We start from the raw sequence: 11,108 nt of genomic DNA, 5'->3' as shown, positions 1-11,108 counted from the left end.
GAGTTCCAGCGGTATAAGGTCTGTAATAGCGGATGCCCATTGCTATATCACTTCAAGAAAGACGTCAGAGGGTGGCACTTAAACTTCTGGGAACAGGTTAATGGTGAATTCCGGTGCAAGGGTGACGGTGGCCCGTTTGTATTGAGCTTTGTGACCGATAAACTTGCCGATGCGCTTCTTTTTGATCGGCATGTTGCTGGTGGAAATGCCGGTTACTTTAACTTCGAAAAGCTCTTCAATCGCAGCTTTGATTTGAGGTTTGGTCGCTCTGGGATCGACCTCAAACACGTACTGGTTGTTTTCCAGAAGTAAGGTGGCTTTTTCAGTAACGATGGGCCGCCGGATGAGGTCGGCCAAACTGGTGGGTGTTACCTTAGTCACTGTAAACCTCCTGAATTTTTGCGATCGCAGATTGGGTTGCCACAATCTGATCTGCTGCGAGCAAATCGTAGACATTTAAGTTGCTGGCTAAGATCAGCTTCAGCTTTTCTACATTGCGGGCAGACAGATAGATAGTGTCATGTTTGTCTGCCAAAATCAGCAGGGTCTTAGAGTCTGCGTTTACACCCCAACGCCCCATTGCTTCTAGCAAATCTTTAGTCTTGGGCCGAGAGAGGTTATCGCCAAAATCTTCCACTACAACCAAGTCTTCGGCTCGGCTCGCAAAGGCTGTTCTCAAGGCTAACCGTCGCTCTTTGCGGTTCATCTTGGTGGAATAGCTCCGAGGCTTGGGGCCAAAGATGACACCACCACCTCGCCAGAGGGGAGAACGGCTAGAACCTGCACGAGCGCGACCGGTTCCTTTTTGTCGCCAGGGCTTACGGCCACCGCCACGCACTTCAGAGCGGGTTTTGCTGGAGGCGGTTCCCTGACGGGCGTTATTCATTTGACGGCGAAGGGCACGGTGCACGATATGAGCCGCATTCTCTTCGTTGGCGACTTTCAGATCAAGTTCTGCTTGACCTGCGTCCTCTCCTTGCCAATTTCTTACTACACAATTAACCATGTTCTTTACTCTTTAGGCGTCTTTAGGCATTCGGCACAAAACTAGTTTTCGCCCACAATGGTGGCAGGCTGAATGTTGAGCAAAGCACCGGGCTTGCCAGGAACTGAACCCTTGATCAACAAAACGTTGCGCTCAGCATCTACCCGCACAACGGTCAATTTACGAATGGTTTTTTTGACGTTCCCCATTTGTCCGGCCATCCGCTTACCAGGATAGATACGACCAGGGGTGGTACCTGCACCCGTAGAACCGGGGAGGCGATGGTTCTTAGAACCATGACCCATGGGACCTCGTCGGAAGTTGTGGCGCTTTTGGTAACCTGCGAAACCCCGACCAATGCTCATCCCTGAAACATCGACAAGCTGACCTTCAGAGAACTGATCGGCAGAAATGCTTTGTCCAAGTTCAAATTCGCTGACGTCGGCGAGGCGATACTCTTGCAGATGCCTAACCGGAGTCGAACAGGATTTTTTTAGATGTCCAAGCTCGGGACGTGTCAGAGCTTTTTCGGTAGTGCTGCCATAGCCGATCTGGACGGCGGTATAACCATCCGTTTGGGCTGTTTTGATCTGGGTGACCGGACAAGGACCCGCCTGAACAACGGTGACTGGAATCGCACGACCCGCTTCATCAAAAACCTGGGTCATTCCCAGCTTTGTTCCTAGAATACCGACAGACACAGTGAGCAGACTCCCTTACCTAAACACAATAGGGAAACCCCTATAACACAAAAAAATTGACCTCAGGCTGCCTAAAAGACACAATATTGCCGAAACTCTGAGCCAGGAAGACATTAGAGTTAACGCCAATCTGAGGAGCAAGTTAATTGTAGAAACAGCAGAAGCATGAATTAGCTTCTCGGTCCTTAGGACTTGGGCTATTTTCGGAACCCAGTATCCTGCACAAGCACCGATTAATCATCATAGACTAGGAATGAATTCATGTCTACATAAATTTTTAATTCAATAATGGCCGTTCACTCTTCAGCAATGGTCCTCATATGAATGACGCTGCTAGTAGAGTTCTGGATTGGTAAGCTATTCCTTCACTTAATCTTGCCCTTCTGGTAGAAACTCACTCTCGAGGACTTGATCGGGAGTATAAGGGCTCTCCATTGGGAATGTGCTGATACCTAGCCCTGTTTCATCGGCCGCCAGCTGTCGTGCTTTTCTGTAGCTTTCTCCAAAGCTATTCATATAGTAATTTTTCAAACTCGGACTATCTGTAGAGGCATCTTGAATGTGGATGCAATGTTCTCTGATACTCCCTCGCCAGCTGCCGCTCTGTTTGCCGGGTTGGTATTGCTACTTTAATAGGTGGTGCAATATTAAAGAATGCGTCAATGACTTCTGAGGGCATTCTTCTCGCTGCGTCCCCAGCTTTCTACCTCTTCGATCAGGTTCTCAAGATCCAGCTCACTAAATTTACTTTGCTTGAGCAGTGCAACTGCTTGATCGATCCACTCAACAAAGTCAGTGTCATACAACTGCTGATGAACGAGGCCATCCCTCTCACTGGATGGTTCAGCGTTAGGGAGTTGGGTGCTTGCCATAATTGTCACCAAGACTCTTGATCGACTTCACTAATGTGACATACCCAACACTGCGTTGGAGCTAAGCCCTTTGGATGTCCAAAGCGACGTAGTTACCTGTAAATGTGCCAACTAATCGATCCGCTGCATAGACTTCAGCAGCTAGCTTGATTCGACTTTTGCCCTTTCTTTGCAGGATTTTGAGAAACCGTTGCCATGTCTCTGCTGATGGTGATACGCATCGTGCTTCAAAGTCACTGGTGACAGGCTGCAGGTATTCCACACTGTTATCTTGGATGACGATTCTGTAGGGCTTTGGTAGAGGTTGAAGCCGAGTATGGACAAAAGTCCAAGCCGACAAGATCCCTAGGGTTGAAATACTACCTCCAAAGCCAGTCTGACGATGATTAATATTCGGTTGCAGAGGAACCGACAAGATAACTTGAGGATGTAAGGCACTGACGGTTACGGCCATGGCTGCTGAAATTGGAATATGTTCGTGGAGATATTGTTCTACTGCTGTACAGTCTGGAGTCACGATGGCATCGGTTTTCGTGAGTTTTCTAGCCCCTAGTCTATACCTGGATTTAGCATCAACTTTTTTGAGGGCTAAATTAACGACAAACATAGGTCGCACTATTCTTAGAACTACAACGTCTACAAGCTAGGCAGTGATTGCTAATATGTCGTTTGGCGATTATGGCAGCGGATACAAATGGAGTATCGACTGAGACCCGCCTCGGAACTGGATTGTGAATTTCTGTTTATGCTTCATTCCACCACTATGCGTGATGTGATTGAGACCACTTGGGGGTGGGATGAAACATGGCAGCGAACTGATTTTGATCGACGTTTTGCTGTTCAAAATGTATCGATTATAGAAGCGACGAGCTTTGACGTAGGCGGTCTCTGGATTGAATGGAAACCAGATTCTCTGTATATCCATGAGATTCAAATTGTGCCGGATTATCAAGATAGGGGCCTTGGAACAGCCGTGATTCAAGATGTTGTTGGACAAGCTGCGAGTCGAATGCTGCCTGTTGAACTGTCTGTAGTCCCTGCAAATCCGCGTGCTAAGCATCTGTATGAGCGACTTGGATTTGTGATGACCAGTGTGGAATCACCATTTATTCAGATGCGTTACGATGCCCACTTAGGTTGAGCTGCCTAGAAGCGCGACTAAGTATTAACTTTCAGTCACCATGTAAATGTGATTCATGCTCGTGTTTGGTCACGGTTCGTTTAGCCCCTCGTATGAGTTGATGGGGCCAGTAATTGACGGGTTTCTCTTGCGGCTGAGACCATAGCTGCTTTGGGGCTGAGTTGTTGGGTAAATGCTGCATTGAGATACCGTTGCAGGATATCTGATGCCTGATCGTATTGAGCAATAGCAGGGCGCAAGACAGTCTGTTCCTGAATTTCTCGGAGTAGGGCGAAATGGGGATACTGAGCCAAGATATCGGGATTGGCATAGAGAGATTTGAGGGTGGGTAGGTAGCCAAACTGTTGGACCACCTGACGTTGAGCTGCTTCGCTAGAGAAAAACTGGATGACTTGCCAAGCTTCTTCTGGATGGGGACTGGTAGCAGCAATTCCCCAACCCCACCCCCCTTGGCAGGCCCTTGCCAATTGTTCAGGCTGAGACACCATCGATTGAATACCGACTTTGCCTTGGATCGGGGAGGTAGGAGCGTTGATCAGAGACCAGGCATAGGGCCAATTACGCATAAAGACGGCTTGACCATTTTGAAAGAGGCGGCGGTTTTCTTCTTCTTGATAGCTGACCGTTCCAGGGGGTGAAAGGCCCTCTTTGAGGGTGGTGACGAGGAAAGCTAGGGCTGTAACTGCGTCTTCTGTATCCAACCCCACTGCCAATGTTTCTGGATCAATCCAATAACCGCCAAACCCTGACAGTACCTCTAAGAACATGGCGGTTGTGCCTTCGGTCTGTTTCCCTGGCCATAAAAAGCCCCAAGGAATGCCTTGGGCTTTCAGAGCTTGGGACATCTGGATCAAATCCGCAAAGGTCTCAGGGGGAGAATAGCCATACTGATCGAGTAAATCTTGGCGATAATACAACGCCCCTACATCTGCTCGCACGGCAGGATAGCGATAAAGTTTATCCTGGAACTTCCCGCCTGCCCAGGCCCCGGTTAAGAACTGGGCTTCCTGTTCAGGGGTAACTCGTGGAGATAGATCCTGCAACCAGCCTGCGGCAGCGAATTTAGCTACCCAGGTGATATCCATATAGACCAAATCGTAGGGCGCATTGCCCAACAGGAAAGCTGAAACGTAGAGGTCTTCGACAATATTAGAGGTGCTGGGGCCTTCAATCATCTCAATATGAATCTCGGGGTGCTGGGCTTCAAACTCAGCGATCAGGGGTTTCCAAACGGGGACTTCAAAGGCAGCGACCAAAAAGCTAAGGGTGATGGGTTCTGCCTGAGCAGGAGTGATATAGGAAACACTCAACAGCAAGACACATAAAACAATACCCAGACACCTGCCAAGGAGCTTGAGCAGCGCTGGGTACGGATGATTTTTCTGCAGCATTGTCAGCAGAAGGTTGATATTAGGTGCGAGAAGGACGATGGAGGGGCGGCATGATGTAGGCCCCCAGCCCTAGACCCGAAACTAGACCAAACAGCGTGACCACGAAGTTGTTGTACTCCCACCAACCCCAGGACTGGGCATAGAGTTCAAAGGGATAGACCAAACAAAGACCAAGGGTAAGGACCAAACCAGGTAAACCATATCGATTCAGCCAATAGGGAGCTTGGCCTTGGTTCACGGAGAACAAATAGCGCATGGTTACTAGTCCCATCAGGGTGCCAAAACAGCGCATACAGACAGCCATTAGGTAAGGAGGCATTAGTGCTAAGCCCATTTCGGGTTGGGGACAAACATGATCGCCCATAAAGTAGATGATGCTGGCGATCTGAGGCAGGATGGGCAACCCTGTGGATGCCAGGAAGGGAGCGGCCAGTGGGCCAGACACTAATCCCACTAAGATGACGTCAGCAATGATGCTGCGCCAGGGACGAGGTTGTTTGACGTACTCCACTGATTGGGTGGGCCGTTCCACTGTCCTTACCATTAAGATCCTCCTAAAATTCGATACCAGGTTGGGCTTTCACGCCTTGTTCACGGAAAGGATGTTTGACCAGGGTCATCTCAGTGACTAAATCGGCCTGGTCGATTAATTCTTGGGGGGCTCCTCGCCCGGTAAGGATGACGTGGGTGTCGGCGGGTTTGGACTGCAACCCTGCGATGACGGTTGCACTATCCAAATAACCATGCTTAAGGGCAATATTGACTTCATCTAGGAGAATGAGGCGATAGTCAGGATTCTGGATATAAGATAGGGCTTGCTCCCAGGCGGCTTTGGCTTTGGCAGTGTCACGCTCACGATCTTGGGTTTCCCAGGTAAATCCTTCACCCATGGCATGAAACACAAGCTGATCGGGCCAGTTTCCTAGGACAGCTTTTTCGGCAGGTTCCCAAGCCCCTTTGATGAACTGAATAATGGCGACTTTATACCCATGCCCTAGAGATCTCATGACCATACCTAAGGCAGCGGTAGTTTTGCCTTTGCCATTTCCCGTGTGGATAATGACTAAGCCTTTCTCTTGCGATCGCTCGGCAACCCGCTGATCTTGCACCTGTTTGCGGCGCTGCATTTTCTGCTGGTGCTGCTCTGCAGTGAGTTGTGAGTCAGTAGATGGTGAGGTGGAAGAGGCCGATTGAGTCATAGGAGTATCAGTAACAATGACTGGGCTCTTTAAATAGTAATGGTTTCCGGTCAAAGGGATCATTTGTTGGCTAGAGACCTTGACCTATGCCCAACTTCAATATCTAAGCGCCAAGGAGGACTTCCCTATCGCTTTGTTTTGGGACTGGATAAACGTTTGAGATGAAGTGCTAGGGGCTGTGGATTAGCATTAATCCCGACTGCAGGTGATTTTGGGAAAAGGAAGGATCGGGGGTTCTAGTAAATTGGATGCGGTCATTAAAGTGATCTCACCGGGTTGCCAAGCTTCATCCTGTTGGTGGTGGTCGAAGCGAATGGTGGTGATTTCGAAGGTGTGATCACTGTTACCAGATTGCCACTTGGATTGCACTGAAATATCTCTAATCTTGGCCCCACCATATTGATTAATGTCGAACTCAGGTTCCATTCGCTTCTAGGATGAGTTGATCTAAGGCAAACTGCATTTTGCTGACCACCTGGTCATAGCAATCTTGTACGTAAGTCCTATCCTTTGCAGCCTGCCTGCCATAATGCTCAAAGTGAATCGGAGGACAAATCTGGGTGTGAATTTGACTGGGTAACGGAAGGTTGGGCAGTGGTCCTAGACTGAGTCCCCAGGGTAACCCCAGGTAGATGGGAAAAACCGTTGGGTCGGTATCAAACAACCAGGGTAACCCAAGATCATGGAGCTGTTTGATGAATTCGTAACCGTCGGCTAACACCAACAACGTGTCATGGGCTCCCCAAGAAATAAAAGGGACGATGGGAACGGCTTCTTGCAGGGCTAGCTTGATAAACCCTTTGCGATCGCAAAAATAGATCCGGTCCCTTAGTCGATGGGGGCGAAACACATCCTGAGCCCCCCCTGGAAACACGGCCACACTGGCTCCCCTTTGAAAGGCGGCTTTCGCCATTGTTGGATAAGCGCGAATTGCCCCAGCCAGCGTCGCAAATTCAGCCACCCTCGGGCTAACCCGCCACATGCTCTTATGCATCAGGCCATAAATCGGTCGTTCCGCCCCAAAGCGATAAAACCAGTCATACATCAGCATATGCAAGTCAGGGGCGGCTAATCCACCATTGTGGGTCCCCACAAATAAAGCTTTCTCCGAAGGGACATGATGCCAGCCACTGGTTTGTACCCGAAAATAGTAATCGTAAAACCACTGCCAACGCGGCATAACAGCTGCAATCACCGCCGGATCTCGATCCTCAAGGGACCAGCCTTGTCGTGGCTTAGGGGCAACAGAAGACTTCATAAGGCAGCCGGAAATGGCCTCTTTAAATTGAGCCAGACAGAAAGCTGAAGGAACATCTTGTCTCCTCTTGAACATGGCTGTAGTGGTTGTATCCCGAGTATGGTTGAGGTAGCGATCCAACCGTCTTGATACCGTTAGGGTATGAACAAACATCTTCACCCTACAACAACCAGAGTCCTGGCTTTAGGCGTTGTACTCCTCGTGGGTGCGATCGCACTGATCCATTCCCCTTTGATTCGTCACACCTCTGAAGCTGAGTCGATCCAGCTGGCAAATCAGACGCCTTTTACTGAACGAGCAGCCGCCTTAAACCTAGATCAGACTTGGATAGTGAGTGCAGAGGAAGCAAAAATCCTGGTTGATCAAGGAGCGACCCTCTTAGATGCACGGGGTCATCAGTGGTTGGGCTGGCAGCATCTTCCTGGGAGTAAATCAGTCCAGTGGCAGACATTTTCCCCTCAAACTACAACTCAAAAGGGTACCCTCCTCAAGGACAATACAGTGCTAACCCAAAAGCTGAGGCAACTGGGCATCTCTAACCATCGACCTGTCGTTGTCTTTGCCAATCCCAAACGGGGCTGGGGAGAGGATGGGCGGATAGTATGGATGCTGCGAACGCTTGGCCATCCAAAGGCCGTCATCGTTGATGGGGGCTATCCCGCCTTAGTGGCTGCCAACCTGAAATCCAGGCCAGAACCGCCGCCAGGAAATTTTGTGATTCAACGCGATCCAAGCTGGCAAATTCAGCGCGATGACTTAAAAGCAGTGCTTGAAGAGCAACAGGGGGTGATTATCGATACCCGTACTCCCCAAGAATATGCCGGGGCTACCCCCTACGGTGAGCAGCGACGGGGACATATCCCCAATGCGGTTAATCTACATTTTCGTACCCTGTTCAATGCCCAGGGAAAACTGTTACCGCGCGATCGCATTCTGGCTCAACTGCAAGCCATAGGCATCACGCCCGATACCCCAATTGTCGCCTACTGCACCGGTGGCATTCGGTCAGGGTGGCTAACCGTTGTCCTGACTGATTTGGGCTTTCAGGTCAAAAACTATGCGGGCTCCATGTGGGAGTGGTCTGCTGGCTCGCCCAAAGCGTATCCGTTGACCGTCCAATCCTAAGACTCACCTATTTATCAATGTCTGTACCACTGCAGCGCCCCATTTATCTAGATTGTCAGGCCACTACGCCTGTCGACCCAAAAGTAGTGGCGGCAATGCTGCCCTATTTTACGGATTGTCCTGGAAATCCTTCCAGCAATAATCATCTCTACGGATGGGAAGCGAAGGCCGCTGTGGATCTGGCTCGCGAAACCCTGGCTGAGTTCATTGGTGCAACTCCTAGAGAACTGGTCTTTACCAGCGGGGCGACAGAGGCTAATAATTTAGCGATCAAGGGCGTCGCCGAAGCCTATCTAACCAAGGGACGACATCTGATTACGATGCAAACGGAACATAATGCCGTCTTAGAACCCTGCAAATATTTGGAAAAATTAGGATTTGAGGTCACCTATCTCCCTCCTCAAGCAGATGGGCTACTGGATTTGGCAAACCTGGAACAGGCGATTCGGCCCGATACCATTTTGGTGTCTGTTATGGCAGCGAATAATGAAATTGGGGTGCTACAACCCATATCCCAAATTGGGCAGATCTGCCATCAACACAAGGTTCTGCTCCATACGGATGCCGCTCAGGCCATTGGCAAAATCCCCCTTAATGTCGAAGCTATGCATATTGATTTGCTGTCGATCACGGGGCACAAACTCTACGGTCCCAAAGGGATTGGCGCGCTATATATTCGTAACCGCAACCCCCATGTGCAGGTTGCGGCTCAATTGCAGGGAGGTGGGCAGGAATACAACGTGCGATCAGGGACATTGCCCACCCCCCAAATTGTGGGTTTAGCTAAAGCCATTGAGCTAGGAGTTGCAGAGCAAACCGTAGAAGCCCAGCGGCTCACACAGTTAAGAAATCAGCTATGGCAAACCTTACAGACCTTAGGAGATATTCACCTCAATGGCCATCCTCAACAGCGGTTGCCGGGTTGCTTATCAGCCAGCGTTGCAGGGGTGGAGGGGGCTGCGTTGTTGCTAGCCTTGCAACCCTATGTAGCCCTCTCTTCAGGATCTGCTTGTGCCTCTAGTAAACCCTCTCCGTCTCATGTGTTAACGGCGTTGGGGCGGTCTTCAACCTTGGCGCAGTCGACCTTGAGATTTGGGCTGGGGCGGTTTACAACCTCAGCAGAGATTGAACAAGCTGCACACCATGTGATGCAGACGATTCAACGGTTGCGAGCGGGGTTAACGGTTCTGCCAATGGAGAATGAACGGTTAAACCAGTTATAGACCGTCTTTCTGGGCGTCCTGAACAGCTTGCCGAAAGGCACGAATGGCTGACCGTTGTCCATCCTGTTTAGCCATAAGGATAAATTGAGGAATGTCAGTGATGGGTAATCCAGGAAAGGCAATGCTTTCACTTTGCGCTTTGTAAGCTTGCTCTTGAGGATCCAATCCGTAAATCATCAGCGTATTATGCCGCAACCGCCAAATCTCTGGTACTTTCAACGCCACATAGATGGGGAATTTATCTAAGGATTGGCTAGTATTATCAACCTCCACAACTAAATCAGGCGGGGGATGAACGGCAAAATCTAAGGTGTCAATGCCGCGAACCTCTGCCTCATTTTGGATATAAAAACAGCAATCTGGTTCTAGCCCTTTTTGCTGTTGGGTATTTTTGAGGGTGAGTGAACCGAGCTTCCGTAGCTCAATGCCTAATGTATCCACTAAAACCGCCACAAAGTCATCCAATAGCCGTGTCGGCTCTTCATGGCTGGCGAGGGGAACCATAATTTCTAACCGTTCGTTGTTATAGGCAAATCTTTGATGACGCGCGGCTCCCGTTTCCGTTAATAAGCGCTCATAAGTGTCCCAACTCACCCCAATTAATACAGTTCGAGTTTCGGTCGTAATGGAGGATATGTCTAGGGTCGTTGTCATAGACTCCTCTTTGAATAAAGTTGGGCTGGATTCTTCTCTATGGTATCGCTCGTATCAATCTGGTTGTAGACAGCACATGGTCTTGTACTCTCTTTGGTAGATCTTAAAACAGGACAAAGCGAAAGCAGGGAAAATACCATTTCTCAGGTTGCGGGAGTGATTTTTTCATTGCCAAGCAATTCAGTTGCCTATCTAACTGTAATGATGCGCCTGACCATCACGTGAGTTGATACATCACTGCCTATAACGTTGAGCGAATGAATTCCTCACTCTGAAGCACCTGAGCGTTTCAACAGCTTTACAACTGCAGAAAAGCCTGCTTGTTCCTGACACCGATCTTGTACATATATCAGGGCTGTTTTACCAGTATTATCGTGAATATTTAGATCAGCGCCCACCGAAATGAGTGTTCTGAGAGCCCCAATTGCAGGCTTTGAATACCCCCAAGTTACTCCATGTATTAACGTGAGTTCGACGCTAAACAATCGCGGCAGGGAGGGCCTTTAGCTCCTCAGGCGTCAGATCCAGAGCAGGCTTCATCGGGTGATACGAATAGGCA

Annotated in this window: 15 protein-coding genes; 3 read left to right on the top strand and 12 right to left on the bottom strand. The window is 49.5% G+C overall.

Annotated features, from left to right (window positions below; all coding sequences use genetic code 11):
* Window positions 1–78: 78 nt before the first annotated feature.
* The 6 genes from Q0986_RS00720 to Q0986_RS00700 all read right to left on the bottom strand — a co-directional run bounded on the left by Q0986_RS00720 (window position 79) and on the right by Q0986_RS00700 (window position 3,165).
* On the bottom strand, window positions 79–381 hold the full coding sequence (locus Q0986_RS00720) for a 50S ribosomal protein L23 (RefSeq protein WP_010469320.1): 303 nt from the start codon (window positions 379–381) through the stop codon (window positions 79–81).
* Window positions 374–1,006, bottom strand: a complete 633-nt coding sequence (gene rplD / locus Q0986_RS00715; protein ID WP_010469327.1) for a 50S ribosomal protein L4 — start codon at window positions 1,004–1,006, stop codon at window positions 374–376. The genes Q0986_RS00720 and rplD overlap by 8 nt, the downstream gene beginning before the upstream one ends.
* Before the next feature lie 41 nt (window positions 1,007–1,047).
* Complete coding sequence (gene rplC, locus Q0986_RS00710; RefSeq protein ID WP_299402315.1) at window positions 1,048–1,686, bottom strand: 50S ribosomal protein L3; 639 nt, start codon at window positions 1,684–1,686, stop codon at window positions 1,048–1,050.
* 369 nt (window positions 1,687–2,055) lie between these two features.
* Window positions 2,056–2,253, bottom strand: a complete 198-nt coding sequence (locus Q0986_RS22815; RefSeq protein ID WP_366918478.1) for a DUF29 domain-containing protein — start codon at window positions 2,251–2,253, stop codon at window positions 2,056–2,058.
* Window positions 2,254–2,345: 92 nt separating this feature from the next.
* A complete protein-coding gene (locus tag Q0986_RS22810) occupies window positions 2,346–2,558 on the bottom strand; it encodes a DUF29 family protein (RefSeq protein ID WP_366918477.1) in 213 nt (70 codons plus the stop codon).
* A 61-nt stretch (window positions 2,559–2,619) separates the two neighbouring features.
* Window positions 2,620–3,165, bottom strand: a complete 546-nt coding sequence (locus Q0986_RS00700; protein ID WP_299402313.1) for a thioesterase domain-containing protein — start codon at window positions 3,163–3,165, stop codon at window positions 2,620–2,622.
* A gap of 87 nt (window positions 3,166–3,252) precedes the next feature.
* Here Q0986_RS00700 and Q0986_RS00695 point away from each other — a divergent pair, with 87 nt between their 5' ends.
* The gene (locus Q0986_RS00695) at window positions 3,253–3,699 is read left to right on the top strand and encodes an N-acetyltransferase (protein ID WP_299402310.1); all 447 of its coding nucleotides are present in this window, start codon (window positions 3,253–3,255) and stop codon (window positions 3,697–3,699) included.
* 80 nt (window positions 3,700–3,779) lie between these two features.
* On the opposite strand, the gene Q0986_RS00690 is transcribed toward Q0986_RS00695, so the two are convergent.
* The 5 genes from Q0986_RS00690 to Q0986_RS00670 all read right to left on the bottom strand — a co-directional run bounded on the left by Q0986_RS00690 (window position 3,780) and on the right by Q0986_RS00670 (window position 7,547).
* Entirely contained in the window at window positions 3,780–5,009 is a 1,230-nt protein-coding gene (locus Q0986_RS00690) for an ABC transporter substrate-binding protein (RefSeq protein WP_299402307.1), read from the bottom strand.
* Window positions 5,010–5,109: 100 nt separating this feature from the next.
* Entirely contained in the window at window positions 5,110–5,634 is a 525-nt protein-coding gene (locus Q0986_RS00685; protein ID WP_299402305.1) for a DUF2085 domain-containing protein, read from the bottom strand.
* Between the two features lie 10 nt (window positions 5,635–5,644).
* The gene (gene cobO / locus Q0986_RS00680) at window positions 5,645–6,289 is read right to left on the bottom strand and encodes a cob(I)yrinic acid a,c-diamide adenosyltransferase (RefSeq protein WP_299402303.1); all 645 of its coding nucleotides are present in this window, start codon (window positions 6,287–6,289) and stop codon (window positions 5,645–5,647) included.
* Window positions 6,290–6,478: 189 nt separating this feature from the next.
* Window positions 6,479–6,715: a hypothetical protein gene (locus tag Q0986_RS00675; protein ID WP_299402300.1), complete on the bottom strand. Its 237-nt coding sequence runs from the start codon at window positions 6,713–6,715 to the stop codon at window positions 6,479–6,481.
* Complete coding sequence (locus Q0986_RS00670) at window positions 6,705–7,547, bottom strand: lysophospholipid acyltransferase family protein (RefSeq protein WP_299402322.1); 843 nt, start codon at window positions 7,545–7,547, stop codon at window positions 6,705–6,707. The genes Q0986_RS00675 and Q0986_RS00670 overlap by 11 nt, the downstream gene beginning before the upstream one ends.
* 141 nt (window positions 7,548–7,688) lie before the next feature.
* Between Q0986_RS00670 and Q0986_RS00665 the strand changes: the two genes are divergently transcribed.
* Together Q0986_RS00665 and Q0986_RS00660 are read left to right on the top strand one after the other, a co-directional pair.
* The gene (locus tag Q0986_RS00665; protein WP_299402298.1) at window positions 7,689–8,672 is read left to right on the top strand and encodes a sulfurtransferase; all 984 of its coding nucleotides are present in this window, start codon (window positions 7,689–7,691) and stop codon (window positions 8,670–8,672) included.
* A 17-nt stretch (window positions 8,673–8,689) separates the two neighbouring features.
* Entirely contained in the window at window positions 8,690–9,895 is a 1,206-nt protein-coding gene (locus Q0986_RS00660; protein ID WP_299402296.1) for an aminotransferase class V-fold PLP-dependent enzyme, read from the top strand.
* Here Q0986_RS00660 and Q0986_RS00655 read toward each other — a convergent pair.
* Window positions 9,890–10,549, bottom strand: coding sequence for a Uma2 family endonuclease (locus Q0986_RS00655; protein ID WP_299402294.1), 660 nt, complete (start codon window positions 10,547–10,549; stop codon window positions 9,890–9,892). The two genes, Q0986_RS00660 and Q0986_RS00655, sit on opposite strands and share 6 nt — an antisense overlap.
* Between the last annotated feature and the right edge of the window lie 559 nt (window positions 10,550–11,108).

This window comes from Acaryochloris sp. IP29b_bin.148, from assembly GCF_028285565.1.
In the GTDB taxonomy this organism is placed as follows: domain Bacteria; phylum Cyanobacteriota; class Cyanobacteriia; order Thermosynechococcales; family Thermosynechococcaceae; genus Acaryochloris.
This window is presented reverse-complemented; position numbering and strand designations above follow the sequence as displayed.